Source organism: Ruegeria sp. HKCCE3926, assembly GCF_017872515.1.
GTDB lineage: Bacteria > Pseudomonadota > Alphaproteobacteria > Rhodobacterales > Rhodobacteraceae > Ruegeria.
Genome location: NZ_JAEDOU010000001.1, coordinates 964,848 through 989,919 on the forward strand (window position 1 = coordinate 964,848; position 25,072 = coordinate 989,919).

Annotated in this window: 24 protein-coding genes and 1 tRNA gene; 17 read left to right on the forward strand and 8 right to left on the reverse strand. The window is 55.4% G+C overall.

All coding sequences use genetic code 11. The features are described 5' to 3' along the window. The first annotated feature begins 5 nt into the window (after nt 1–5). The 4 genes from recA (at nt 6) to I9184_RS04895 (ending at nt 5,206) form a co-directional block, all read left to right on the forward strand. Nucleotides 6–1,073: a recombinase RecA gene (recA, locus tag I9184_RS04880; protein ID WP_209833085.1), complete on the forward strand. Its 1,068-nt coding sequence runs from the start codon at nt 6–8 to the stop codon at nt 1,071–1,073. Nucleotides 1,074–1,249: 176 nt separating this feature from the next. Next, a complete protein-coding gene (alaS, locus tag I9184_RS04885) occupies nt 1,250–3,922 on the forward strand; it encodes an alanine--tRNA ligase (RefSeq protein WP_209833087.1) in 2,673 nt (890 codons plus the stop codon). Nucleotide 3,923: 1 nt separating this feature from the next. Then, entirely contained in the window at nt 3,924–4,211 is a 288-nt protein-coding gene (locus tag I9184_RS04890; protein ID WP_152458023.1) for a DUF1330 domain-containing protein, read from the forward strand. A gap of 371 nt (nt 4,212–4,582) precedes the next feature. Next, on the forward strand, nt 4,583–5,206 hold the full coding sequence (locus I9184_RS04895) for a transglutaminase-like cysteine peptidase (RefSeq protein ID WP_209833089.1): 624 nt from the start codon (nt 4,583–4,585) through the stop codon (nt 5,204–5,206). 74 nt (nt 5,207–5,280) lie between these two features. On the opposite strand, the gene I9184_RS04900 is transcribed toward I9184_RS04895, so the two are convergent. The 6 genes from I9184_RS04900 to I9184_RS04925 form a co-directional block, all read right to left on the reverse strand. Beyond that, nucleotides 5,281–5,778, reverse strand: a complete 498-nt coding sequence (locus I9184_RS04900) for a hypothetical protein (RefSeq protein ID WP_209833091.1) — start codon at nt 5,776–5,778, stop codon at nt 5,281–5,283. Nucleotides 5,779–6,241: 463 nt separating this feature from the next. Beyond that, nucleotides 6,242–8,059 (reverse strand): translational GTPase TypA, encoded by a 1,818-nt coding sequence (gene typA, locus I9184_RS04905; protein WP_171632381.1) that lies wholly within the window; start codon nt 8,057–8,059, stop codon nt 6,242–6,244. A 76-nt stretch (nt 8,060–8,135) separates the two neighbouring features. Next, nucleotides 8,136–8,471: an SMR family transporter gene (locus I9184_RS04910; RefSeq protein WP_171632384.1), complete on the reverse strand. Its 336-nt coding sequence runs from the start codon at nt 8,469–8,471 to the stop codon at nt 8,136–8,138. A gap of 376 nt (nt 8,472–8,847) precedes the next feature. Further along, nucleotides 8,848–10,011: an HD domain-containing protein gene (locus I9184_RS04915; RefSeq protein ID WP_171723252.1), complete on the reverse strand. Its 1,164-nt coding sequence runs from the start codon at nt 10,009–10,011 to the stop codon at nt 8,848–8,850. After that, nucleotides 10,008–10,253, reverse strand: a complete 246-nt coding sequence (locus tag I9184_RS04920) for a hypothetical protein (RefSeq protein ID WP_152458018.1) — start codon at nt 10,251–10,253, stop codon at nt 10,008–10,010. The genes I9184_RS04915 and I9184_RS04920 overlap by 4 nt, the downstream gene beginning before the upstream one ends. Next, on the reverse strand, nt 10,253–10,906 hold the full coding sequence (locus I9184_RS04925; RefSeq protein ID WP_152458017.1) for an alpha/beta hydrolase: 654 nt from the start codon (nt 10,904–10,906) through the stop codon (nt 10,253–10,255). The genes I9184_RS04920 and I9184_RS04925 overlap by 1 nt, the downstream gene beginning before the upstream one ends. Before the next feature lie 181 nt (nt 10,907–11,087). Between I9184_RS04925 and I9184_RS04930 the strand changes: the two genes are divergently transcribed. From I9184_RS04930 to I9184_RS04990, 13 genes are all read left to right on the forward strand, one after another. Beyond that, nucleotides 11,088–11,546 (forward strand): Rrf2 family transcriptional regulator, encoded by a 459-nt coding sequence (locus I9184_RS04930; RefSeq protein ID WP_152458016.1) that lies wholly within the window; start codon nt 11,088–11,090, stop codon nt 11,544–11,546. A 50-nt stretch (nt 11,547–11,596) separates the two neighbouring features. Further along, the gene (locus I9184_RS04935; RefSeq protein ID WP_209833093.1) at nt 11,597–12,640 is read left to right on the forward strand and encodes a cysteine desulfurase family protein; all 1,044 of its coding nucleotides are present in this window, start codon (nt 11,597–11,599) and stop codon (nt 12,638–12,640) included. An 18-nt stretch (nt 12,641–12,658) separates the two neighbouring features. Further along, on the forward strand, nt 12,659–14,179 hold the full coding sequence (sufB, locus tag I9184_RS04940; RefSeq protein WP_171204775.1) for a Fe-S cluster assembly protein SufB: 1,521 nt from the start codon (nt 12,659–12,661) through the stop codon (nt 14,177–14,179). Next, nucleotides 14,179–14,382, forward strand: a complete 204-nt coding sequence (locus I9184_RS04945; protein ID WP_152458013.1) for a hypothetical protein — start codon at nt 14,179–14,181, stop codon at nt 14,380–14,382. Before sufB ends, I9184_RS04945 begins: the two co-directional genes overlap by 1 nt. Nucleotides 14,383–14,431: 49 nt before the next feature. After that, nucleotides 14,432–15,187 carry a Fe-S cluster assembly ATPase SufC gene (gene sufC / locus I9184_RS04950; RefSeq protein ID WP_152458012.1) on the forward strand — a complete coding sequence of 252 codons (756 nt, stop codon included), beginning with the start codon at nt 14,432–14,434 and terminating at the stop codon, nt 15,185–15,187. Then, complete coding sequence (locus tag I9184_RS04955; protein WP_209833095.1) at nt 15,187–16,467, forward strand: SufD family Fe-S cluster assembly protein; 1,281 nt, start codon at nt 15,187–15,189, stop codon at nt 16,465–16,467. The genes sufC and I9184_RS04955 overlap by 1 nt, the downstream gene beginning before the upstream one ends. After that, on the forward strand, nt 16,467–16,952 hold the full coding sequence (locus I9184_RS04960; protein ID WP_171723257.1) for a YIP1 family protein: 486 nt from the start codon (nt 16,467–16,469) through the stop codon (nt 16,950–16,952). The genes I9184_RS04955 and I9184_RS04960 overlap by 1 nt, the downstream gene beginning before the upstream one ends. Then, nucleotides 16,949–17,515 (forward strand): YIP1 family protein, encoded by a 567-nt coding sequence (locus tag I9184_RS04965; RefSeq protein ID WP_171632402.1) that lies wholly within the window; start codon nt 16,949–16,951, stop codon nt 17,513–17,515. Before I9184_RS04960 ends, I9184_RS04965 begins: the two co-directional genes overlap by 4 nt. Before the next feature lie 12 nt (nt 17,516–17,527). Beyond that, nucleotides 17,528–18,748 carry a cysteine desulfurase gene (locus I9184_RS04970; protein ID WP_209833097.1) on the forward strand — a complete coding sequence of 407 codons (1,221 nt, stop codon included), beginning with the start codon at nt 17,528–17,530 and terminating at the stop codon, nt 18,746–18,748. A gap of 77 nt (nt 18,749–18,825) precedes the next feature. Beyond that, nucleotides 18,826–18,902: transfer RNA gene (locus tag I9184_RS04975), tRNA-Arg, on the forward strand. Between the two features lie 199 nt (nt 18,903–19,101). Continuing rightward, nucleotides 19,102–19,797, forward strand: a complete 696-nt coding sequence (locus I9184_RS04980) for a hypothetical protein (RefSeq protein WP_209833099.1) — start codon at nt 19,102–19,104, stop codon at nt 19,795–19,797. A 5-nt stretch (nt 19,798–19,802) separates the two neighbouring features. Next, the gene (locus I9184_RS04985) at nt 19,803–20,390 is read left to right on the forward strand and encodes a hypothetical protein (RefSeq protein ID WP_209833102.1); all 588 of its coding nucleotides are present in this window, start codon (nt 19,803–19,805) and stop codon (nt 20,388–20,390) included. A gap of 26 nt (nt 20,391–20,416) precedes the next feature. Then, nucleotides 20,417–22,105, forward strand: a complete 1,689-nt coding sequence (locus tag I9184_RS04990) for a hypothetical protein (RefSeq protein ID WP_209833104.1) — start codon at nt 20,417–20,419, stop codon at nt 22,103–22,105. 916 nt (nt 22,106–23,021) lie between these two features. Here I9184_RS04990 and I9184_RS04995 read toward each other — a convergent pair. Next, a complete protein-coding gene (locus I9184_RS04995; protein WP_209833106.1) occupies nt 23,022–24,635 on the reverse strand; it encodes a phage/plasmid primase, P4 family in 1,614 nt (537 codons plus the stop codon). After that, the gene (locus I9184_RS05000) at nt 24,635–24,916 is read right to left on the reverse strand and encodes a hypothetical protein (protein WP_209833108.1); all 282 of its coding nucleotides are present in this window, start codon (nt 24,914–24,916) and stop codon (nt 24,635–24,637) included. The genes I9184_RS04995 and I9184_RS05000 overlap by 1 nt, the downstream gene beginning before the upstream one ends. Nucleotides 24,917–25,072: the final 156 nt, after the last annotated feature.

Here is a 25,072-nt window from a genome sequence, read left to right on the forward strand (position 1 = left end):
GGACAATGGCGGATCTTCTGACAATGAGCGACAAGAAAAACGCAGATAAGCAAAAGGCGCTCGACAGCGCGCTGGCCCAGATCGAACGGCAGTTCGGCAAAGGCTCTATCATGAAGCTTGGCGAAGGCGCCAAACAGGACATCGATGCAAGTTCGACAGGCTCGCTCGGGTTGGATATTGCGTTGGGAATTGGTGGTCTGCCAATGGGGCGGATTGTTGAGATTTACGGCCCGGAAAGCTCGGGGAAGACGACGCTGACGCTGCATTGCATTGCGGAACAGCAGAAACGCGGCGGCGTCTGCGCCTTTGTTGACGCCGAGCACGCGCTGGACCCGCAATATGCGCGAAAGCTTGGTGTTGATCTGGACGAGCTTCTGATCTCGCAGCCCGATACCGGAGAGCAGGCGCTGGAGATCACCGATACGCTGGTGCGCTCGGGCGCGATCAACATGGTCGTGGTCGATTCGGTTGCGGCGCTGACGCCGAAATCCGAACTGGAAGGCGACATGGGTGACAGCAATGTTGGCGTTCAGGCCCGTCTGATGAGCCAGGCGATGCGGAAACTGACGGGTTCGATCAGCCGCTCGAACTGCATGGTGATCTTCATCAACCAGATCAGGATGAAAATCGGCGTGATGTTCGGCAGCCCCGAAACCACCACCGGCGGTAATGCACTGAAATTCTACAGCTCGGTTCGTCTGGATATCCGCCGCATCGGCGCGATCAAGGACCGGGACGAAGTTGTCGGCAACCAGACGCGCGTCAAGGTCGTCAAGAACAAGGTTGCACCCCCCTTCAAGCAGGTGGAATTCGACATCATGTATGGTGAAGGCATCAGCAAGATGGGCGAATTGCTGGATCTGGGTGTCAAAGCCGGTGTGGTCGAAAAGTCAGGGTCATGGTTCAGCTATGGCGACGAACGGATCGGGCAGGGGCGTGAGAACGCCAAACAATATCTGCGCGACAACAGTCGCATTGCCTTTGAGATCGAAGACAAGATTCGGGCGGCTCACGGGCTGGAGTTCGACATGCCTCCGGGCGCAGCCGAGGATGATGACATCCTTGAAGCCTGACGGCCGCTGACGGGGTGCGATACGTTCCCGGTCCGAGGTGTTGTGTTGAAAATACTATGAACAAGGCGGTCCCCCGGGTCGCCTTGTTTCGTTCGGACACGCCTCTGCTGTGGACACTCGTTTGACAGGGGGATAAACCTGCGGGGACCAAGTTTTTTGTGCGCCGAGAGAGCCCTATGCCAACCCTGAACGACATCCGATCGACCTTTCTGAATTACTTTGAAAAACAGGGGCATGAGGTCGTGGCGTCCAGCCCGCTGGTGCCGCGCAACGACCCGACGCTGATGTTCGTCAATTCGGGCATGGTGCAGTTCAAGAACCTGTTCACAGGATTGGAAACACGTGACTACAAGCGCGCCACCACGGCGCAGAAATGTGTGCGTGCCGGCGGCAAGCACAACGATCTCGACAATGTGGGTTACACAGCGCGCCACCATACATTCTTCGAGATGTTGGGGAACTTCTCGTTTGGTGATTACTTCAAACACGAAGCGATCCCATTCGCGTGGGAGCTGATCACTAGGGAATTTGGGATCGACAAGAACCGCCTGCTGACAACGGTCTATCATACCGATGACGAGGCGTTTGAAATCTGGAAAAAGGTCGGTGTTCCCGAAGACCGGATCATCCGCATCGCCACCAGCGACAATTTCTGGCAGATGGGCCCGACCGGCCCCTGCGGCCCGTGTACCGAGATCTTTTATGACCACGGAGACCACATCTGGGGCGGTCCTCCGGGCTCTGCCGAGGAAGACGGCGATCGGTTCATTGAGATCTGGAACGTGGTCTTCATGCAAAACGAGCAGTTCGAAGACGGCTCGATGGTCGAGCTCGACATGCAGTCGATCGATACGGGCATGGGTCTCGAGCGGATCGGTGCATTGTTGCAGGGCAGCCATGACAATTATGACACCGATCTGTTCAAGGCACTGATCGAGGCATCAGCCGATGCAACTGGCGTGGATCCTTACGGGGATCAGAACGTGCACCACCGCGTGATCGCGGACCACCTGCGTTCGACTTCGTTCCTGATTGCTGATGGCGTGATGCCCAGCAATGATGGCCGCGGCTATGTTCTTCGCCGCATCATGCGTCGTGCCATGCGTCATGCGCATCTGTTGGGCGCCAAGGATCCGGTCATGCATCGGCTTGTCCCGTCTCTCGTTCAACAGATGGGCGGTCACTATGCCGAATTGACCCAGGCACAGCCATTGATCGAAGAGACCTTGTTGCTTGAAGAAACGCGTTTCAAGCAGACGCTGGACCGGGGGTTGAGGCTGCTGGACGATGAGGTGTCCGGCCTTTCCGAGGGGGCGCCTTTGTCTGGTGAGGCGGCATTCAAACTGTATGACACCTACGGTTTCCCACTGGACCTGACACAGGATGCGCTGCGCGAAAAAGGCCGGACAGTTGACACCGAAGGCTTTGAAACGGCGATGGCCGAACAAAAGGCCAAGGCGCGGGCTGCCTGGGCCGGGTCAGGTGAAGCTGCGGATCAGGCGGTATGGTTCGATGTTCTGGACAGCGCCGGGGCGACCGACTTCCTTGGCTATGACACCGAGAAAGCCGAAGCTCAGGTTGTGGCACTGGTTGTTGACGGTGCTTTGGTTGACAAGATCGAAGCGGGCGACAGCGGCTGGGTCGTGGTGAACCAGACGCCGTTCTATGGCGAGGCTGGTGGCCAGGTGGGCGATACTGGCGAGATGCGGCGCCTTGAAGATCGCGATCACCTCAGCCGAGTGGAAGACACCAAAAAATTCGCTGATGGGAAGGTCTATGCGCATAAGGTGACGGTCGTCAGCGGTGCCGTTTCAAAAGGCGATGCTGTCGAGCTCGAAGTCGATCATGCGCGCCGGACCGCAATCCGGGCCAACCACTCGGCCACGCACTTGCTGCATGAAGCACTGCGGGAAACGCTGGGCGACCATGTGGCGCAACGCGGCTCGCTGAATGCGGCGGATCGTCTGCGGTTCGACTTCAGCCATTCCAAAGCGCTGAGCCTGGAGGAAATCCGGAAGATCGAGCGTGAGGTGAACGATTTCATCCGCCAGAACTCGGCTGTCGAGACACGGGTCATGACACCGGATGACGCGCGCAAACTGGGCGCGCAGGCACTGTTCGGCGAGAAATACGGTGACGAGGTGCGTGTTGTTTCGATGGGCAAGGCACCTACGGGCAAGGGCCATGATGGCGAAACCTGGTCGATCGAACTGTGTGGCGGTACTCATGTGCGTCAGACGGGTGATATCGGCACCTTTGTCATCCTGGGTGACGGCGCAAGCAGTGCCGGAGTGCGCCGCATCGAAGCACTGACCGGGGATGAAGCGTTCCGTTACCTTTCGGCACAGGATCATCGTCTCGCGCAGGTGGCTTCGGAACTGAAGGCGCAGCCGGATGATGTGGTGGCCCGCGTGAAAAGCCTGCTGGAGGAACGCAAGTCATTGCAGAACGAAGTGGCTCAACTGCGTCGAGATCTGGCGATGGCCGGCGGGAGCGGGCAGGGCGGCGGTGCCGAAGCGCGTGATGTGAACGGTGTGAAGTTCATAGCGCAGGCCCTCAGCGGGGTGTCCGGCAAGGATCTTCCGGCATTGATCGACGAACACAAGGCGCGTCTTGGGTCGGGGGCGGTTTTGCTCATCGCGGATACCGGCGGCAAGGCCGCGGTTGCGGCTGGCGTCACCGAAGACCTGACAGGAACCGTTTCGGCGGTCGATCTGGTCAAGGCCGCAGTAGTGGAATTGGGCGGTAAGGGCGGCGGCGGCCGCCCGGACATGGCCCAGGGCGGTGGACGGGATGCGTCGAACGCGGATTCGGCGATCAAGGCTGCAGAACAGGTTTTGGGAGGGTAAGATGGCTGCACTTTGGATTGCACACGTGACGGTGACCGATGCCGAGGCGTATGGAAAATATGCCGAATTGGCCGGGCCAGCCATTGCCAAGCACGGGGGCACTTTCATCGCCCGTGCGGCGCGTTACGTTCAGTTGGAAGGCAAGGAACGGCCACGCAACGTTGTTGCCCGTTTCCCGTCGCTAGAAGCAGCCGTCGAATGCTACAACTCGGATGACTATCAAGAAGCATTGAGTCATGCGCGCGACGCCAGTGAACGTGAATTGGTTGTGGTTGAAATCACGGAGTGAACGACTGCGTTCACGACGTGTAGCGCGGTTTGCCCGGTAAAGGGGCAGCCAATAGGCAATCATTGGCTTATACCACCACTCGGCCAAGGGAACTCAGCCCGTCAACAGGGGGCTGAGTTTAATTTTTAATTATTTCAATCACTTAACAGGCCACGCTGTCGCGTATTTGCGCGATCGGCACCCGAATTGTGGCCGCGCCACCCAAATTCTTGCGCAAAAAGGTCAGATTGACGGACGAATTTCCGCCCTTTTTCCCCTTCAACTTTTTAGGTGATTGCCTGGGCGGGGTTATTCGCGGATAGTTTCACGAATCGGAATGCGACCCTGTTTGACGTGCAATCGTGCGAAGAACATCGGATTGGGGTACAGGCATGAAACACTTCACAAATCTGGCCAAGCGGTTTGGTGCAAGACTTCTGCCGGTTTCAGTACGGGCCTTCAGCATCAGTTTTTTGGGCGTCTGCACCCTAGCCGTGGCCCCCGTCGCACATGCGTCCGGTAACGGATTTATCCCAAGTGTCGCGGCCTCTCCGCCACCGTCAGGGGCGGCCAATCTGTGCGCTGAGTACAAATGGGCCTGTGCCAAAAAACGCTCCGTATCCCTGTCCAGCCAGCAAGAACTGAAGGTTGTCGAACAGGTAAATCGGCGCGTGAACAGATCGACGCGAGAAGTCACCGATCAATCCCAGTACAAGATGACCGAGCGTTGGGCGCTTCCGACAGCCAGGGGTGGCGATTGCGAAGACTTCGCACTGTTGAAGAAAAGGGATTTGATCCATGCCGGCGTCGATCCAAGTAAACTGTTGATCGCTACGGTTCTGGACACGCGTCGGGTGCCTCATGCGGTGCTGGTGTATCGCTCTTCCAAGGGTGATTTGGTTTTGGACAACCTCACAAACCGTATCAAACCCTGGACGGCAACGCGGTACCTGTTTCTTCGCATGCAAGACCCGAATCGGCCCGGACGTTGGGTTGGTGTGTACGGCCATAGCTGACGAAACCTGGAAATCTTTTTGAGAAACTGAATACCGGTGCAATCGTATCTTGCACCGGTAATATTGCTTCCCAATTAAAACGTTTCGCCGCCGCCTTCGTTTTCGCCGCCGCCTTCGTTTTCGCCGCCGCCTTCGTTTTCGCCGCCGCCTTCGTTTTCGCCGCCGCCTTCGTTTTCGCCGCCGCCTTCGTTTTCGCCGCCGCCTTCGTTTTCGCCGCCGCCTTCGTTTTCGCCGCCACCTTCGTTTTCGCCGCCGCCTTCGTTTTCGCCGCCGCCTTCGTTTTCGCCGCCACCTTCGTTTTCACCGCCAGTGCCGCCACCTTCACCGCCAGTGCCACCACCACCGTCTCCAGCGCCAGTGGTGCCAGCTCCACCGCCTGAACCGCCGCCGCCACCGAAAGCCGGGCTGCTGTCGACAGTCTCATCAGACGGCCCATCTCCGGACCGCTGATCACTTGCGCCGATCGATGCCGTTGGAAAATCAGAAAGCAAGTCTGCAAGTGGTGTGCATTCAGCTCCGACACGCGCCAGAATTTGATCGAAATCGTGCCGGCGCTGAATGTATCGGATCATGCCCGATGTTACAGCGTCGCACTCACATAATACCTGTGCGGATGCTGCGGATTGTCTGGCTGTTTGAACGGTACATGTACCTGCTGCGAAAGCTTCGCCCGCGGGCGAAAACAAAAACGTCGTAGCAACAAAAAACAGCGGGATATTGCGGGACCGGATACCCATTTGGAACTCCTCGAAACTCGATACTTTACTACGTGTTCATATGAACCATCGGAGCGAAGGTGTTTATGAACGACGTCACACAACTGGCACATTTTCACCTTAAACGGGTCTCAATCACAATATGTGGATCGAGGGAGCAGGGGAAAATTAATGCAACCTAAAGAAGAAACATCCCTGTTTTCAGAAGAAAACCGGGCGTATTGCCCGGTTGTCCGTTTTTCATCTTTTGTCCGTTTGGACGCAAAATTGCCACACTTGGGCAATTGTTTCCGATTGCGGTAGCGGTCTGCCAGGTAAATCAGGCCGACTTGGCCATCCGCTTGCGCTCGTGCGGGTCAAGAAAACGCTTGCGCAAGCGCACCGCGTTCGGGGTGACTTCGACCAGTTCATCGTCGTCAATATAGGCAATTGCCTCTTCTAGCGAGAACTGAACATGTGGCGTCAGACGAACCGCGTCGTCCGAGCCACTGGCGCGTACGTTTGTCAGTTTCTTGCCCTTCAGCGGGTTCACTTCCAGATCATTGTCACGAGAATGCTCGCCAATCACCATACCTTGATAGACATCCGTTTGAGGACCAACAAACATCCGGCCACGCTCCTCGAGGTTCCACAGAGCATAAGCGACGGCCTGACCGTTCTCCATCGAAATCAGAACCCCAGCCCGGCGGCCCGGGATCGGGCCTTTGTGCGGCGCCCAGTCATGGAACACGCGGTTCAGAACGCCTGTGCCGCGGGTATCGGTCAGGAATTCGCCGTGATAACCGATCAGGCCACGGGACGGTACATGCGCGATGATGCGGGTCTTGCCTGCACCTGCCGGGCGCATCTCGACCAACTCACCTTTGCGGGCCCCAGTGATCTTTTCGATCACGGCGCCCGAGTATTCATCGTCTACGTCAATGGTGACTTCCTCGATCGGTTCCAGCCGCTGGCCGTTTTCCTCGCGGAACAGAACCTGAGGGCGCGAGATGCTGAGCTCGAACCCTTCGCGACGCATGTTCTCGATCAAAACGCCCATCTGCAATTCGCCACGGCCGGCGACCTCGAAAGCCTCGCCGCCGGGTGTGTCGGTGACGCGAATCGCTACATTCGATTCGGCTTCTTTCATCAGACGATCACGGATGACGCGTGACTGAACTTTCTTGCCGTCACGACCGGCCAACGGTGAATCGTTGATACCGAAAGTTACGGTGATCGTCGGCGGGTCGATGGGCTGTGCAGGCAGGGCTTCTTCGACCTGCGGAGCAACCAGAGAATCCGCCACGGTGGCTTTGCTCATGCCGGCGATGGTGACGATGTCACCGGCTTCGGCCACATCGATAGGTTGCTGAGCCAGCCCGCGGAATGCCAATATTTTTGAGGCGCGAAAGTTTTCGATCAACGATCCGTCACGGCTCAGGGCTTTCAGGCTGTCGCCAGCTTTCAATGTGCCGCTTTCCACACGACCCGTCAGAATGCGGCCGATGAATGGATCGCTGCCCAAAGTGGTAGCCAGCATCCGGAACGGCTCACCCTTATGCGCGATCTGTTTCGGGGCAGGAACGTGATCGACGATCAGATCAAACAGTGCGCTTAGGTCCTTGCGCGGGCCGTCCAGCTCCATATCCGCCCAGCCTGAACGGCCCGAGGCATACATGGCCGGGAAATCCAACTGATCATCATCGGCGCCGAGGTTGGCAAACAGGTCAAAGCATTCGTCCAATGCGCGATCAGGCTCCGCATCCGGCTTGTCGACCTTGTTCAGAACCACGATCGGGCGCAGGCCCAGCGCCAAGGCTTTCGACGTCACGAACTTGGTCTGCGGCATCGGGCCTTCGGCCGCGTCAACCAGCAGGACAACGCCATCGACCATGCTGAGGATACGCTCGACTTCACCACCGAAATCGGCGTGGCCCGGCGTGTCGACGATGTTGATGCGCGTGTCTTTCCATTCGACCGAAGTTGCCTTGGCCAGAATGGTGATGCCGCGCTCGCGCTCCAGATCGTTGCTGTCCATGGCGCGTTCCGCCACGGCCTGGTTTTCCCGGAACGCGCCGGATTGTTTGAGCAGCTCATCCACCAGGGTCGTCTTGCCGTGGTCCACGTGAGCGATGATTGCGATATTGCGCAGGTCCATGAGAGGTCAGCCTTTGAACGGGAAGTTGCCGCGCGCATAGCGCGGCGCGACAAAATATACCAGCCCTAACCGTGGATCAGTGACCGGCAGTCTTGGAAAAGAGGTGAATGATCAGGATTCCGGACAAGATCAACGTCAATCCCAGGATTGCAGGCCAATCCAGCCTTTGGCCGAACACGATGAACCCAATCACGGCGATCAGAAAGATGCCCAGACCGGACCAGATTGCATAAACGATACCGACAGGCATGTATTTCAGTGTCAGCGCCATGAGATAAAATGCGACTCCGTACCCCACGACCACAAGGACGGACGGCCAGAACCGCGTGAATTGCTGACTGGCCTGCAAGGCCGTGGTGCCGATGGTTTCCGCAACAACAGCCAGCATCAGATACAGATACGCTTGGGGCATTTTGATCCTCGAAACAGGAAAGATACCCCGCGTTGAGCATGAAACCGAAGGAGTGGGCAAGGCAATTTTGGATCTGAAGATGGAAGAAAACCACCTGAGGTCAGGTATACCTGACTATTCAGAGAATCGAATTAGTGTAATCTTCTCAGCGTATTTTAGGATTTGTTTTTGAGTATTGAGTTATGACGACATTTTCGAAATCCGTAATATTTGCTGCGGGTCTGATAGTGGTGATTGGGTGGCTTGCTGACGGGGGGTCCGTCGAAGTTGAAGCAGCCAACATGGTTCAACAGTTTGATGGTAGTAGTGTTTTTTAAATACCACGTAGAGCTTAGCAGGGAAAAAGGAGCCGTCGGGCTCCTTTTTTCTTTTCTGTCTAGGGGTGTACAACCTCGACGCTTTGGAAGTGTGCAGCCAGTTGCGGTTGCAGCCAATCCCACAGCCGAGGGGAACCTGCTGCAATCGCAGGCTGAACGCGCGCCTCAAGCTGGGCATATGTAACCTTGTAATCGACCCACGACCCGCCGCCGGTTTCCAGATTGGCGACAGGTGTCTGAAACCGATCAACGGCTTTGGCGAACCTGGCGTCCGGGCTGTCTGCCGCTTCAAATTCCTGCCACAGGGCAGTGAAAGTGTTGCATAGGGTGTCGGGCAGCAGTCCGAACAAGCGCTTGGCCGCCGCTTGTTCCTTGGCTGCTTGCGCTGCGTGATCGACCTGCCCGTGGATCGGATTGTCGCCGGCGTCGATTTCGACGATATCGTGCAGCAACAGCATCTGAAGGACCCGATCAACACTGATCCCGGGGGGCGCATTTTCAGCCAGGACCCAGGCGTAGAGCATGATGTGCCACGAGTGTTCTGCCGAGTTTTCGAAACGATCACCCGCCATCAGCCGCGAGGCACGAAGAACGGACTTCAGCTGATCAGCTTCGGTCAGAAACGCCAGCCGTTGCGTAAACGCGTTGGCCTGCGTATTTGCACCAGCCAGCAGGTTTGCGGCGTGCTCGTAGGCCAATGGAAAAACCTGTTCCAGATAGGCGGCGCGACCGCCCTCGAGATTTGAACGCGCTATGTCCACGTGATCCGGATCGGGGTTCGGGGCACACAGAACCTGAAACAGTGGCTGACAACGATCCAGAACCTTGGCAAATCGGGCGTCGGCGGTCTGATCCTCTTCAAATTCACGCCAGACAGCGTGAAACGTATCGGCCTGATCCTTTGGCAACAGCCCAAACAGATCTTTGGCTGCAGCTTGCTCGGCCTTGGCAACCGAGGTCCAATCGGTCTCAAGGTGAATTGGGTGGTCGCCGACAACGATTTCAACCAGGTCATGCAGCAATAGCATACGTATGACCCGATCAATCGAGACATCCGGCCCTGCCAACGGGGCCATGACCAGGGCCCACAAGGCCAGATGCCAGCTGTGCTCTGCCGAATTTTCGGGTCTGGACTGGTCAAGCAGGACATTTGCCCGCTCGACCATTTTCAGTTCGTCGGCCCGTTTCAGAAACGCGATTTGCGCCGACATACGGTCGGTCATTGCTTTTCGATCGCCTTCTGCTTTGCGCGATGCGCAGACAAGCGTTTGATCACGAACTGCCTGGCTTTCCGCTCAGCCAACCGAACACGAATTTCCGTCAGAAACGCCTCTTCCAGAGACTGAGAAGCGGCCCCGAGCACTTCACCAACTTCGACAAAGAACCTGTCTTCGCCTGTCTCATCCATAACCTTCATCGTATCTTCGGCCAGTTTGGCGGCAAGAGATGTGATGGTGTCGGACATCAGCGGGTGTTCTCGGTCAGGCGGCGTTTCACATAGTCGCTGACATTGGTGATCAGCGTGTCCATATGACGATCCTGAAAGAAGTGATCTGCACCTTCCACTTCGGTGTGCGTGATGGTAATTCCCTTCTGCTCGTGCAGCTTGTTCACCAGCGAGGTCGTGTCAGCCGGTGGCGCCACCCTGTCAGCCGTGCCGTTGATGATCAGGCCGGAAGACGGGCAGGGCGCAAGGAACGAAAAGTCATACATGTTTGCAGGGGGCGATACACTGATGAACCCCGTGATTTCAGGGCGGCGCATCAGCAGTTGCATACCGATCCACGCACCAAACGAGAAACCTGCGACCCAGCAGTGTTTCGAATTGTTGTTCATCGATTGCAGGTAATCCAGCGCCGACGCCGCATCGCTCAGCTCGCCCACGCCCTGATCATACTCGCCCTGGCTGCGACCGACACCGCGGAAGTTAAAGCGCAACACGGTGAAGCCCATGTTGTAGAAGGCATAGTGCAGGTTGTAGACCACCTTGTTGTTCATGGTCCCGCCGAACTGAGGGTGCGGGTGAAGCACGATGGCGATCGGTGCGTCTTTTTCCTTTTGCGGGTGGTAGCGGCCTTCCAGGCGGCCTTCGGGTCCGGGAAAAATCACCTCGGGCATGTGTGCTTTGGTCCTGTCTTTTTCGTGCCGATGCCCGGATATACTTGACGATAATCGTCGGGCACCTTAGAACGGTTCTAATTACATTGCTTGGCGCATACCAGCGCTGTCAGTCGGAGATACGCACTGGCAACGTCGGCGTCAATGATTTCGCGCAAATCCTGCTGAAAGGGGACATGGAATGAAGCTGTCGACCAAAGGGCGTTACGCAATGGTCGCCCTGGCGGATATTGCGCTCCAGCCGACGGAACGACTGGTGACGCTTGGAGAAATCTCCGAGAGGCAGGACATTTCGTTACCATATCTCGAGCAGCTCTTCGTCAAACTGCGCCGGGCGGACTTGGTGTCTTCCGTGCGGGGGCCCGGCGGCGGGTATCGACTGGCACGCCCGGCATCCGAAATTCGTGTCGTCGAAATTCTGGCCGCCGTGGACGAAACCGTTGATGCGCTGCAAAAAGGGGCAGGCGCGTCCGGGGCCTCGTCCGGCAGCCGCGCTCAATCATTGACCAATCGGCTTTGGGAAAGTCTCAGCGCGCATGTCTATGTGTTCCTGCATCAAACCCGTTTGTCAGATGTGATCAAGAACGACCTCGCCCCGTGCCCGGCCGTGCCGAGCCTGTTCTCTGTTGTAGATGAATGATCTGAACGGGCGGGATATGAAATGAAGTCTGCTGGCAAAAAGATGTATCCATGAAACGTGTTTATCTGGATCACAATGCAACAACGCCGCTGCGCCCCGAAGCGAGGGACGCGATGATTGCGGCGATGGATGTCTGCGGCAATCCCTCGTCGGTTCATGCGGAAGGTCGGGCCGCCAAAGCTCTGATCGAGCGCGCCCGGGCCCAAATTGCATCGGCCTTTGGGGCGGATGGGGCGGATATCGTCTTTACATCAGGGTCAACCGAAGGTGCGGCGCTGGCATTGTCGGGGCGCCAATTGCACGGCGCGGCGATTGAACATGACGCGGTAAGATCTTGGATCAATGAGGATCTTACGGTTTCCGAGGCCGGAGACGTGCAGGTAATCGCGCCTGAAATGTCGACATTGCAACTGGCAAACTCAGAGACGGGGATTGTTCAAACACTGCCGTCCGGCCTGGCCGTGACAGACGCCACACAGGCTTTTGGAAAGCTGCCCGTCGCGTTCAACTGGATGAATGCCCAGATGGCTCTGGTCTCGGCGCATAAACTGGGCGGTCCAAAAGGTGTCGGTGCCGTTGTGATGCAACGCGGAACCGATCTGGCGGCACAGATCAAGGGGGGCGGCCAGGAAATGGGCCGCAGGTCAGGAACCGAAAATGTCATTGGTATCGCAGGGTTCGGCGCCGCAGCTGAAGCTGCGATGCGGGATCTGGCCAATGGCGTTTGGGAGCAGGTCGAGGAATTTAGAAATATTCTAGAAAACGCTCTTGAGGCTGCTGTAAAATCACCTATTTTTGTCGGGAAAGGGCGGCAACGCCTGCCGAACACCCTGTGTTTTGCCGCCCCCGGCTGGAAAGGTGAGACCCAGGTCATGCAGATGGATCTGTCGGGTTTTGCGGTCAGTGCGGGCTCTGCCTGTTCAAGCGGCAAGGTTCGTGCCAGCGCGGTGCTCACCGCAATGGGATACGACGAGGTGACAGCCAGCAGCGCAATCCGCGTATCGCTGGGACCTCGGACAACGGAAGAAGATGTGCTGCGTTTCGCCGAAACGTGGCTTGAGAAAGAGAAAAAGCATCGCGCGCGCGCCGCGTGATCTGACGGAGGGCAAGTTATGGCCGCTTTGGACCAGACCCAGGTGAAAGAGGGTGTCGATCAGGAAACCGTGGATGCGGTGCGCGAGGTCGGAACCTATAAATACGGCTGGGACACGGACATCGAAATGGAGTACGCGCCGAAAGGTGTGAACCCGGACATCGTTCGTCTGATCTCGGAAAAGAATGAAGAACCGGAATGGATGACCGAGTGGCGTTTGGCCGCGTTTGAACGCTGGACCAAGATGGAAGAACCGAAATGGGCCATGGTCACTTATCCAAAGATCGATTTTCAGGACCAGTATTACTATGCGCGTCCGAAATCGATGGAAGAGAAACCCAAGTCGTTGGACGATGTCGACCCCAAGCTGCTGGCCACATACGAAAAGCTTGGTATCCCTTTGAAAGAACAGATGATTCTGGCTGGTGTCGAAGGTGCTGAGGATGCTCCGGCCGAGGGGCGCAAGGTTGCTGTGGACGCGGTGTTTGACTCGGTGTCCGTCGGCACGACCTTTCAGGCCGAACTGAAAAAGGCCGGTGTGATTTTCTGTTCGATTTCCGAAGCGATCAAGGAACATCCTGAGCTGGTCAAGAAGTATCTGGGCACTGTGGTTCCGGTGTCGGACAACTTTTATGCGACTTTGAACTCGGCCGTGTTTTCGGATGGGTCCTTCGTCTACATTCCGCCCGGTGTCCGCTGCCCGATGGAGCTGAGCACCTATTTCCGTATCAACGCCGAAAACACCGGCCAGTTCGAGCGCACGCTGATCATCGCCGACAAAGGTTCGTACGTGTCCTATCTGGAAGGCTGCACCGCGCCCCAGCGCGACACCGCGCAGCTGCACGCGGCCGTGGTCGAGATCATTGTCGAAGAAGACGCCGAAGTGAAATACTCGACCGTTCAGAACTGGTTCCCCGGGGATGAGAACGGAAAGGGTGGCATCTACAACTTCGTGACCAAGCGCGCCGATTGCCGGGGCGACCGGTCCAAGGTGATGTGGACGCAGGTCGAAACCGGCTCGGCCGTGACGTGGAAATACCCGTCCTGCATCCTGCGCGGCAACGAAAGCCAGGGTGAGTTCTATTCGATCGCGATTGCCAACAACTATCAGCAGGCCGATACCGGCACCAAGATGGTTCATCTGGGCAAGAACACCAAGTCGCGCATCGTATCCAAGGGCATCAGTGCGGGCAAGGCGCAGAACACCTATCGCGGTCTGGTCTCGATGCATCCGAAGGCCAAGGACAGCCGCAACTACACCCAGTGTGACAGCTTGCTGATCGGCGACAAATGCGGCGCGCATACGGTTCCGTATATCGAGGTCAAAAACAACTCATCTCGTGTCGAGCACGAGGCGACGACATCCAAGGTGGATGACGATCAGCTGTTCTATTGCCGTCAGCGCGGCATGGATGAAGAAGAGGCCGTGGCTTTGGTGGTCAACGGGTTCTGCAAAGACGTTCTGCAAGCACTGCCGATGGAGTTCGCCATGGAAGCGCAGCAACTGGTGGCAATCTCGCTGGAAGGGTCGGTTGGCTGATGACGCGGGCGTCACGAAGCGGCATCCGGAAAGAAGACGTGTTGACCTGGCTGGGTTACGCGTTGCCGGTTCTTGGCGGTCTGCTGGGTATGGCTTACGTCAACATCAACCACATGGAATTCATCAACCCGGTTTGGGCGGTTGGCGGAGGGGCGATCCTGGGTTGGATCGTCGCGCGTCTGATCCGCAAGTTGCTGGGATAAGAAGGTTTCGGGGCCACGGTGCCCCTTGCGATACGCAAAAGGATAAAAAATGCTGGAAATCAAGAATCTGCACGTGAAGCTTGAAGAAGAAGACAAGCAGATCCTAAAGGGTGTGGACCTGACGGTTGAAGCCGGCAAGGTACACGCGATCATGGGGCCGAACGGGTCAGGCAAGTCAACACTCAGCTACGTGCTGTCGGGCCGCGACGGGTACGAAGTGACCGAGGGTTCTGCCACGCTGGATGGCGAGGACCTGCTGGAGATGGAACCGGAAGAGCGCGCCGCTGCCGGCGTGTTTCTGGCTTTCCAGTACCCGGTCGAAATTCCGGGCGTGGGCAACATGACCTTCCTGCGCACCGCCGTGAATGCACAGCGCAAGGCGCGGGGTGAGGACGAGCTGTCCGCCGCTGATTTCCTCAAGGAAGTGCGTGCCAAGGCCAAGACGCTGAAGATCGACGCGGATATGCTCAAGCGTCCGGTCAATGTGGGCTTCTCGGGCGGTGAGAAAAAGCGCAATGAAATCCTGCAAATGGCCATGCTGGAACCCAAGATGTGCATCATGGACGAAACCGACTCGGGTCTGGATGTGGATGCGATGAAGCTGGTCGCCGAAGGTGTGAATGCGCTGCGCGATGAAGGTCGCGGGTTCTTGGTCATCACCCATTACCAGCGCCTGCTGGATCACATCAAGCCCGACGTCGTGCACATCATGGCCGATGGCCGCATTGTCAAAACCGGAGGCCCAGATCTGGCGCTCGAGGTTGAAAACAACGGTTATGCCGACATTCTTGCCGAGGTGAACTGATGGCCTTGCCCGAAGTCAAACAAACCGCGACCGAGGCCCGGCTGTCTGCCTTGACCATGCCCGACGCGGGATGCACCCGCGCCGCGCGCGAAGACGCGCTGGCCCGTGTTCTGGAAACTGGTCTGCCCGGACGGCGTGACGAATATTGGAAATACACTCAACCGGACACTCTGGTCTCGCCGGACGCGCCTCCGGCTGCGGTGTTTGCCGATGATGAGCCGTTGATGTTCAGCGGACTCGACCGGCTGAACATCGTCTTCGTGGACGGTGAATTCAGCGCCGAAGAGTCGGACGACCTGACGCTGGAAGGCGTGACCATCGACCGGCTCGAGGATATCTGCTGCAAGGACATTCATTGGGCGAAAGACCTGTATGGCGTGCTTGAGACGCGCGGTCAGTCTCCGGTCCAGCGTCCGCTGGCGGCGCTGAACACGGCTTTTGCGTCGGATGGTGTGGCCATCCATGTCACCGGCAAACCGTCCAAACCGATCAACCTGGTCTATCGTCATGCATCGCCGACCTCGGATGCGATCCTGCACCACGTCATTCGCGTGGAAAGCGGGGCCGAGGCCACCATTCTGGAAACCGGCCCGGCTGCGTCACGCTTCAACAAATGCATGGAGATCGACATCGCCGACAAGGGCACGCTGCACCATGTGCGCGCCCAGGGCAGGGACCATGAACGCCGGGCCGCGACCCATATGTTTACCCGTCTGGGCACGGAGTCTGTCTATAAATCCTTCACTTTGACAGTGAATGGCGTGCTGACCCGCAATGAGCAGGTCGTCGAGTTGACAGGAGATGACGCGGTGGCCCATGTGGCCGGGGCCTGTGTTGGCGATGGAGACTTCCATCATGACGACACGGTTTTCATCGCCCATGATGCGGTAAACTGCGAAAGCCGTCAGGTGTTCAAGAAAGTGCTGCGCAACGGGGCGACCGGCGTGTTTCAGGGCAAGATCCTTGTGAAGGAAGGCGCACAGAAAACCGACGGTTACCAGATCAGCCAATCGTTGCTGCTGGATGATGACAGCCAGTTCCTCGCCAAGCCCGAGCTTGAGATCTATGCCGATGACGTGGCGTGTTCGCATGGCTCGACCTCGGGTGCGATCGACGAAACCGCGCTGTTCTATCTGCGGTCCCGTGGCGTGCCGGTCAAGGACGCAACCAATATGCTGACTTTGGCCTTTCTTGCCGAAGCGGTGGATGAGATCGAAGACAGCGCCTTGGCGGAAGAGATCGTAAGCCGTCTGGAAGGGTGGCTGGCGCGTCGTAGCTGATGGCCGTCTCGTCTGACATATTGGCCACATACCGGGGGCCGGGGCGCGTGGTGCGCCGGCTTCTTGAAATGGGTCAGCGGGAAGACAGGGCACTTGTGTTTGTCATGGCGTTTTGCGTTGTGGCCTTTGTCGCGCAAATGCCCAGCCTTGCCCGCAAAGCGCATCTTGAAGGCGTCGAGCTGAACATGCTTCTGGGCGGTGCTTTGCTGGGGTCGGTGTTCATACTGCCGTTGTTTTTCTACACGCTGGCGCTGATTTCCTATTGGGCGGCGCGGATGGCGGGCGGGCAGGGCACTGCTTATGGCGCACGACTTGCCCTGTTCTGGGCGTTGTTGGCATCCGCCCCCCTGGTCTTGTTGAATGGTCTGGTCGCCGGGTTCATAGGGCCCGGGCCTGCTTTGACAATTGTGGGCATCGCCTGGGTTGCTGTTTTTGTCTGGTTCTGGTTATCCGGTCTGAGACAAGTACAAAGGTCCGCTGCATGACTATCAATTCCCTCGGCGCTCTGGCGGTTCTGACGATCAGAAGCCCCGACCAAGCCGCCCGCCAGTTGTTGTCCTTGAAACCGGGGCGGGAAGGGTTGTGGTTGGCCTTTGCGCTGGCAGTGGTTTTGAACTGTCTCGTCCAGTTGGGAATCGATTTGTCGGTCCCCGTGCCGCAAGGTCAGATCGCACCGCCTCCCGAAAGTATCCCCGTTGTTTTGCTGCGATCCGCCGGAGCAATGCTGCTGAGCATCCTTGCGTTCTTCGTCGTCGGAAAAGCAATAGGCGGCAAAGCAAGCTTTGACGATCTGATGGTCCTGACAGTGTGGTTGCAGTTCCTGCAAATCGTCGCCCTTGTCATGACCCTTGTTCTAAGCCTGACGATGCCGTTTCTGATGATGATAATGCTGTTCGCGACGGCGATCCTGAGCCTTTACATCACGCTTCATTTCCTGAACGAAGCGCATCAATTCGGATCCCTTTGGAAGTCCTTCGCCGTAATTCTGTTGTCAGCCCTGATTGCGGTTCCCTTCGTCCTGTATTTAACACCGGCCGCGCCTGTCTAGGAAAACCGTATCATGTATGATGTGCAGAAAATTCGCTCTGACTTTCCGATCCTGTCACGTCAGGTGAATGGCAAGCCGTTGACCTATCTGGACAACGGTGCGTCGGCTCAAAAGCCTCAGGTCGTCATCGATGCGGTGACCCGTGCCTATTCCGAAGAGTATTCGAATGTTCACCGTGGATTGCACTATCTGTCCAATCTGTCGACCGAGAAATACGAAGCTGTTCGGGGGATCATCGCCCGTTTCCTGGGGGCATCGAACGAGGATGAGATCGTTCTGAATTCAGGAACGACCGAAGGGATCAATCTTGTTGCCTATGGCTGGGCCATGCCGCGCCTGGAAGCCGGGGATGAGATCGTCCTGAGCGTCATGGAGCATCACGCCAACATCGTGCCCTGGCATTTCCTGAGGGAACGGCAGGGCGTTGTTCTGAAGTGGGTGGATGTGGACGCTGACGGGGGGCTGGATCCGCAGGCGGTAATCGATGCGATCGGCCCGAAAACCAAACTTGTGGCCGTGACGCAATGTTCCAATGTTCTGGGTACCGTCGTGGATGTCAAAGCCATCACCGAAGGTGCACATGCCAGGGGCGTCCCGGTGCTGGTTGATGGCAGTCAGGGCGCGGTGCATATGCCGGTAAACGTGCAGGACATCGGTTGCGACTTTTACGCCATCACCGGCCACAAGCTGTATGGCCCGTCGGGGTCGGGTGCGATCTACATCAAGTCCGAACGCATGGCCGAGATGCGCCCCTTTGTCGGTGGCGGTGACATGATCAAAGAGGTCAGCAAGGATCAGGTGATCTACAACGACCCGCCGATGAAGTTCGAGGCCGGAACACCCGGCATTGTCCAAACCATCGGCCTGGGCGTTGCGCTGGAATACATGATGGATTTGGGAATGGACAACATTGCCGCCCATGAATCCGGCCTGCGGGACTATGCCATGCAGCGCCTGAGCGGTCTCAACTGGCTTCAGGTTCAGGGCACGCGGCCAGACAAGGCAGCCATCTTCAGCTTTACGCTGGACGGGGCCGGCCATGCCCATGATGTATCCACGATTCTGGACAAAAAAGGGGTTGCCGTCCGCGCCGGGCATCACTGTGCGGGCCCGCTTATGGATCACCTGGGCGTCACGGCGACCTGCCGTGCCAGCTTTGGTCTCTACAACACGACGGATGAGGTCGACACACTGATCGAAGCGCTTGAATTGGCGCATGATCTTTTCGCCTGATTTTGGTTTCAAAGAGGGTGCAACAATCACGATTTTCAGTTGCACCCGGATTGGAACAAGGTTAGCTAACGGCCAAGGCACCTGTAGCTCAGCTGGATAGAGCGCTGCCCTCCGAAGGCAGAGGCCAGAGGTTCGAATCCTCTCAGGTGCGCCATTTTCATTTCTAAGTATTTGTTTTTAATGTAATATTTTGGGAGAGGTGTCGATGATTTGTACACCTTTACGCCTAGTTGCAGATTGGGTCAAATCTCGCACCGTGTCACAGTGATATAACCGGACCGACGCTTTAAAGTGTGTCATCTGCCTTCGGTCTCTACTAAATCTAAGTTGTTTCGAAACGGTCTTTATTAGTTATGACAAATTTAGAAGCGATCAAAATGAACTTATCTAGATGGCAAGAGACCAGCCTTACGAGCCTCTCAATCGCCGGTTTGTTTTCTCGCAACCCGACAGCTTACAAATGGAAGGCACCTTTTAGAAGTTGGATTCTGCGAGAGGCGGTTTGCTGGCGCTTACAGGACCTTCTCCATCAGTCAGTCGTACTCTACGAACTGAATCACGGACTTGGTTCGCGTGTCCTTCTACGCAGCGGCTTCGAAACACTGGCTGTGCTAATCTACCTGAACCACATCACGCGACAAGTGTTAGACAGGGAGTTGAATTTTCATGATTTCAGTGAAAAAACCACTTCCCTTACGACCGGATCAAAAGATGGCAGCACAGAAACGAGTGCGATCAATGTTCTGACGATGTTAGATCGGACTGATAAAAGATACCCCGGCATACGAAAAGTTTATGACTCTCTTTCCGAAAGCGCACATCCAAATTGGGAAGGGTTGTGTTGGGGGTACTCAAAGATCGACCACGACGAGTATGAAACGCATTTCGTGAACCGTTGGATGGATTTGTATGGTGCGCAGCATCTGGATTCCGTCGAACTTTGCATGCAGACCTTTCACTATGAGTACAACGAAGTTTGGACAGAGTTGATGGGAAGGCTCGAAATCTGGATCGAGACAAATGACGCAGAATTGGAAACGACAAAGTAATAGCCATGGGCGACGAAAACTACTTTTACACAGATGAGGCCCATGACGTTTTGATTTCGCTAAGCGAAGTCGTGCATCAGATGGAGCGGGTCGCGCAGGGCGACAAGCATTGTTGGAAATGGGTCGTAATAGCCATGGCCAGCGCTATTAACGGCGCGTTAACCTGTCACTTGTCTGGTAATATTCAGGTCGGTGCGTTGACGAAAATTGATGCAAGGGCAACTATCGATGCCCTGCAAGACCATAATCATGATGAATTACCCAAAAAGCCGAAGCTGGCAAATCCTCGTGAACTCTTCGTACGGGCAAGGCGAGAAGATAAACGTTTGGAACCAGCTGGTTGCATTTTGACACTAAGCTCAGTTCAGAAACGTGCTTTTGATAAATTGTTCGAACTTCGCAACAGCTTTTCACATTTCGAACCTAGGGGTTGGGGTATCGAAGTAAGTGGCATGCCTTCGATAATGCTCAACCTTCTGAATATCATTGAACAGATTTATGACGACTGTTGGGCGTTTCGTCACCTCAGCGACAATGACTATGAAGATTTTAACCGGTTGTTGGGCGCATTAAACAAGCAGCTTACTAAATAAGTATTTTAACAGTGGGAGAACAAAAATTGTCATTGAAGTATCTTGAGGCAGCTATTCAAGAGTTTTTAGCTTCATGTGATCCGGAAGTGATTTGTATCACTGGGAAATGGGGTGTTGGGAAAACGTTTGAATGGGATAGGCTATTTAAACAATCGGTCAAAGACGGAACGATTGCATTCAAGAGGTACTCTTACGTAACTCTATTTGGTCTGAACTCGTTGAGCGATGTGAGAAACTCCGTTTTTGAAAACACTGTAAGTGGCACAAGTATAGCAACGCCCTCAGACACTCAGAGCTACAAAGATCGCCTCGAGGAACTCAATAACCTCGCTAGTTCGTCCGGATTAAAGAATATCTTTTTCGAGTCCATTCGCGGAAACAAATTTTCACAAACCATTTTCAGCGCAGCTTTTCTAACAGTTCGCAATCAATTTGTATGTTTCGACGACCTTGAACGAGCAGGTAAAGATTTAAGCCCAAAAGACATTTTGGGTTTGGCATCGTTTTTGAAAGAACAGCGAGGGTGTAAGATTGTCTTACTACTGAACCAAGACGAACTCGGTGACAACGAAGCCGAGTTTAAGGCAAACCTTGAAAAGGTTGCTGACGCATCTTTCGAGTTCAAACCCACCGCACACGAAGCGGTCGAAATTGCTCTAAACGATGGCAGTGAAGCATCCGAGCTTGTGACGCCGTACATTATAAAGCTTGATATAACCAATATTAGGGTAATTAGAAAAATATTTCGTCTAGCTGAGCAAATGGTTGACCTGCTCCAAGCCTCAGATGATGCGATCAAAAAGCAAGCGGTCTCTACGTTAGTTTTAGGCGGCTGGTCTGTTTTCCTACCACGCAATGCGGTGCCCATTGAGTTCATAAGAACTTACGATTCCGTCGACTACATGATGCCAAAATCAAAAGTTGACGCTTCAGGTGAGGGCTATCAACATCACTTAGTGTTGAGGGACTATTCGTTTAACAAAATGGATGAACTCGATAGCGTTGTTATTGATGCTGTTATGACGGGTTACCTAAAAGAAGAGCAACTCATCGAAGCTGTTGAGATTGTACAAAATCGGTCTCTAAAACTGGCTGAAGGGCATAAGTATTCCCAAGTCTGGGCAAACTTATATCACGGAAGTTTGGTCACAGAAGATAAAGAATTCCTTAATGCGTTATTCGATGCTGCAAAGCTGGAGGTAGAGTACATTTCTCTTTCAAATATCAACGTTGCAATAAAACTCTTGAAAGAGTTCGGTTACCCAGAGAATGCTGAAACGCTCATTGCAGCCTTTGTTGAAGCAAACCAAAAAAAGGGTTTAGAATTTTTAAATGTTGAAAATCACCCATTTACAAATCTTGAAAAGCTAGATGATCAATTAGCTTCCAAGCTTCAACAACGTTATGACAGCTACGTCGATGAGCGTGATCCGTTCGGCGTTCTGGTGAAAATTGGCGAAGAGAGAGCATGGAACGAGGCTGATGCTCGGTTATTGGCCATGCAGTCCGTTGATCAGTTGGTGGAGCTTCTGGAGAAGTTGCGTGGGAAACAAGTGATGGATTCCATTGATACTCTACTACGGCTCAGCAAATCTAAAGGGGCCGCAAAAACACATAACTTAAAGACAAAAACCCGAGATGCGCTTAACAAAATCGCCCTAAAGTCACCTTTGAGGGCCAAAAAGATTGCCGCACTTGACGTTAAATACTTTTAAAGCTTGAGCATTTAACCATGCTGGTTAATCCATTGTTCCAGAATTTGTTTGCTGGACCGTACGTCACGTCGGACGGTGATGAAATTACCCCCGCAAGCTATCTCGTGTAAACCGGGAGCGTGGAAGTGTTCCGTGGACTTACCTGTATGTCGGGCGATGCAGCGCCGTGCGTGTTGGATCATCCGTCCGATGCGTTCGTCATTCAGGGCCGTTTCAAGTGGGTCTGTCATCGTCTCACCAGCAAAGACCGCGCCGGGACGGGCGCGAGACTAAGGGGTATTTTAATACCTCCTCACGTTTCGGCAAGACTCTTTCGAATTTGGCGTGATCACCGATGACAAGTTGTCATTCTTCACAAACCGCACGTGATCGGACTTAATTGGATAGCTGTTACGCACCGATTTAGACCGGTTTTTATAGCTTTTTACCGAAGGTCATTTTTGGGGTTAGTTATAAAAATTCAGTCCCCGGCGCGGTGCTGGCCCCCCGAATTCCGTTTGGCGATACCCTCCCCACTGTTTGATCACCCACGGTCGCCATCACACGCAAAGTCTGTCCCTGAAAAAAACAGGGACATACATTCGTTCCAAATCTGTCTGTGCAAAATGTACAGACATACTTCGCACCAAGTATGTCCTTCCAAAATGGAAGGGCAGACTATAGCGATCCGATTATATGATAGCTGGTCGTGGTTGGTTGCTTGGTCTGTTGGTGGCAGTGCTGTGAGACTAGAGAATTCACGCTACGTGCGGACTATAGCGTCCCGTCTACAGACGCCCGTCGTTGGGGGGTGTTCCAAGTGTTCCAGTGTTTCCCTTATCCAACGTATATGTATGTGCGCGTGACATGTGCGCACGTACACACGCATATACGGTAGATAAGATAGCTATTGGAACACTTGAAACACCCATTGATTTTAATGGATTTTTTTGGGCAGTGGTGTGCAGCCGGGTGGCATCGTAGGCACCGACGGCATTACGCCGGGGGGTGTCACCACACCAGCAGGTCGCAACTCAACACCCTTAAAACACGCAATTGGGCTGTCGTTTTTCGTCATCTGACCAATACGCATCTTGGCATCCACGTACCCGTGGCTTTCCATATCCTTCTTGATCTGTGGTGCAGACATTACACGCATGCCCTGTTCCACACGCCATGCATTGTACCGGCTGACGAAGTGGTCCTTTGGTGTACCGCAACGGGTGTCCGTCAGGTCAACACGCCCGTTCTCACGAATGAACGTACCCAGCACATCTTCGTCTGCCATGTAGTCATCGACCGCAGCCGTAACAGCTTCAGGCGGCTTGAGACCGTCACGTTGCCACGCAAGGCAACCGTCGATGAGCCAACGCAGGATCGCTGGACCTTCCTGTCTCAGCTTGTCGGGCAAACCAGGATCGCGCTTGTCGGGTGTAATATAGATCGTGAACGGGATCATCAGGATACGATCACGGATCGCCGGGTCCACGCCACGCAGCGCCGGTTTGTTGTTGCCCGCGATGGCCAGCAGGAACTGCGGCATGAAATCGAAGAAGTCGCCACGCATGAACCGTGCGGTCAGTGTATCGCCCCCGGTCGCATCCTTTAGCTGCACTTCGTTCCAGAACGCGCCGCGCGGTATCTCCGACCCAAACACGAACCGCTTGCCCACCAGACCGGCCAGATTGGTTGAATGTTCGGCCACTTTGGATTCCAAGAATACACTGGATGGTGCCTTGCGTGCGTACGGCCCCAGAATATCCATCACCGTATTCAGGAACGTACCCTTGCCGTTGCGGCCTGTGCCGTACAGGAAGGCAAACTTGTGTTCCGATACCAAACCAGTCAGTGCGTAACCGAATAGCCGCTGGATGAACGCTATCAACTCATCGTCGCCATTCAGCACCACACGCAGGAACTGATTCCACACTGGTGCCAAACTACCAGGTGCCGCAGGACTTACCGTCACGCAGCGTGTGATCAGGTCTTTGGGGTCCGATACCCTGTGTTCCCCGGTACGTAAGTTGATCGTGCCTGTCGGGGTTCCCAGCAGCCAAGGGTCTCTGTCCAGATCGTCCGACAGCACCACCTTGTCGGGGTTGGACTTCATCATTTCGCGTACGCTGCTGACAGTCGCTTTGTTGGTCAGTTCCTTTGCGGCCTGTGCGGCCCATTTCAGCGTCTTCTCGGCCTTCTTGGTGTCCGTCTCGGCCTGTGCCACCCCAGCGGCCCATTCCTGTATCTGTCGGGCCTTGAGACGCAGGAAAGCGCGGACATAGGTGAAACTGGCCAGCTTGTCGTCTTCGGCCCAATGCGATCCGTTCCAGAACAGGAACCGTTCGCGTTCCGGCCAGTACCGTGCGGCCCGATCCCAACCGATCATGCCCAATTCCAACGCCATTGTGTCGTGCGCCAGATCAGGCACCTGACCGTCCGACAGCGGGGGAATAGGCTGGACCTGCAATTCTTCAAACCGGATCGCAGCAGCCTTGATGTGGATCACTTCGGCTTCAGTGAGGTTTTGCGGGGCCGGTGGTATTGGTTTGCTCATCATTGGCCCTCTGTCGGTAGTGGAAAGGTCGCGGCCAGTTCCGGTGCAAGCTGATGCAGGTCAGACCGCAGGATCATGGTGAACGCATAGGTTTCGTTGTGGTCGCCACTGACACGCACATTCAGAAACTTGTCGTCCCGCTGGTTGGGGTAAATCCCGGTAATGCGGTCGAAGCGCTCCGTGCCGATGAAATCACCAAACTTAGCCTGACCTGTTATCTCGACCCAATTGCCATCAAGATCGCGGTATTCGTGACCTGCGGTAAAAACGCGAATCCACATGGTTTGCCGTCGGCAGTTGCAATTGCTATTATTGGTCATCTTTTACTGACACCTATATTGGCCTGGTCTGCACATACGCGTGCAACCGGGTCTTTTCTTGCCGGTGGATCGTGTCAGTTCACGTGCGTAACAACGTGCCACCACCGGCTTTGCGTT

Coding starts and splice junctions, on each gene's coding strand:
- recA (WP_209833085.1), top strand. CDS start 6: ATGGCGGATCTTCTGACAATGAGCGACAAGAAAAACGCAGATAAGCAA.
- alaS (WP_209833087.1), top strand. CDS start 1,250: ATGCCAACCCTGAACGACATCCGATCGACCTTTCTGAATTACTTTGAA.
- I9184_RS04890 (WP_152458023.1), top strand. CDS start 3,924: ATGGCTGCACTTTGGATTGCACACGTGACGGTGACCGATGCCGAGGCG.
- I9184_RS04895 (WP_209833089.1), top strand. CDS start 4,583: ATGAAACACTTCACAAATCTGGCCAAGCGGTTTGGTGCAAGACTTCTG.
- I9184_RS04900 (WP_209833091.1), bottom strand. CDS start 5,778: ATGATCCGATACATTCAGCGCCGGCACGATTTCGATCAAATTCTGGCG.
- typA (WP_171632381.1), bottom strand. CDS start 8,059: ATGGACCTGCGCAATATCGCAATCATCGCTCACGTGGACCACGGCAAG.
- I9184_RS04910 (WP_171632384.1), bottom strand. CDS start 8,471: ATGCCCCAAGCGTATCTGTATCTGATGCTGGCTGTTGTTGCGGAAACC.
- I9184_RS04915 (WP_171723252.1), bottom strand. CDS start 10,011: ATGACCGACCGTATGTCGGCGCAAATCGCGTTTCTGAAACGGGCCGAC.
- I9184_RS04920 (WP_152458018.1), bottom strand. CDS start 10,253: ATGTCCGACACCATCACATCTCTTGCCGCCAAACTGGCCGAAGATACG.
- I9184_RS04925 (WP_152458017.1), bottom strand. CDS start 10,906: ATGCCCGAGGTGATTTTTCCCGGACCCGAAGGCCGCCTGGAAGGCCGC.
- I9184_RS04930 (WP_152458016.1), top strand. CDS start 11,088: ATGAAGCTGTCGACCAAAGGGCGTTACGCAATGGTCGCCCTGGCGGAT.
- I9184_RS04935 (WP_209833093.1), top strand. CDS start 11,597: ATGAAACGTGTTTATCTGGATCACAATGCAACAACGCCGCTGCGCCCC.
- sufB (WP_171204775.1), top strand. CDS start 12,659: ATGGCCGCTTTGGACCAGACCCAGGTGAAAGAGGGTGTCGATCAGGAA.
- I9184_RS04945 (WP_152458013.1), top strand. CDS start 14,179: ATGACGCGGGCGTCACGAAGCGGCATCCGGAAAGAAGACGTGTTGACC.
- sufC (WP_152458012.1), top strand. CDS start 14,432: ATGCTGGAAATCAAGAATCTGCACGTGAAGCTTGAAGAAGAAGACAAG.
- I9184_RS04955 (WP_209833095.1), top strand. CDS start 15,187: ATGGCCTTGCCCGAAGTCAAACAAACCGCGACCGAGGCCCGGCTGTCT.
- I9184_RS04960 (WP_171723257.1), top strand. CDS start 16,467: ATGGCCGTCTCGTCTGACATATTGGCCACATACCGGGGGCCGGGGCGC.
- I9184_RS04965 (WP_171632402.1), top strand. CDS start 16,949: ATGACTATCAATTCCCTCGGCGCTCTGGCGGTTCTGACGATCAGAAGC.
- I9184_RS04970 (WP_209833097.1), top strand. CDS start 17,528: ATGTATGATGTGCAGAAAATTCGCTCTGACTTTCCGATCCTGTCACGT.
- I9184_RS04980 (WP_209833099.1), top strand. CDS start 19,102: ATGACAAATTTAGAAGCGATCAAAATGAACTTATCTAGATGGCAAGAG.
- I9184_RS04985 (WP_209833102.1), top strand. CDS start 19,803: ATGGGCGACGAAAACTACTTTTACACAGATGAGGCCCATGACGTTTTG.
- I9184_RS04995 (WP_209833106.1), bottom strand. CDS start 24,635: ATGAGCAAACCAATACCACCGGCCCCGCAAAACCTCACTGAAGCCGAA.
- I9184_RS05000 (WP_209833108.1), bottom strand. CDS start 24,916: ATGTGGATTCGCGTTTTTACCGCAGGTCACGAATACCGCGATCTTGAT.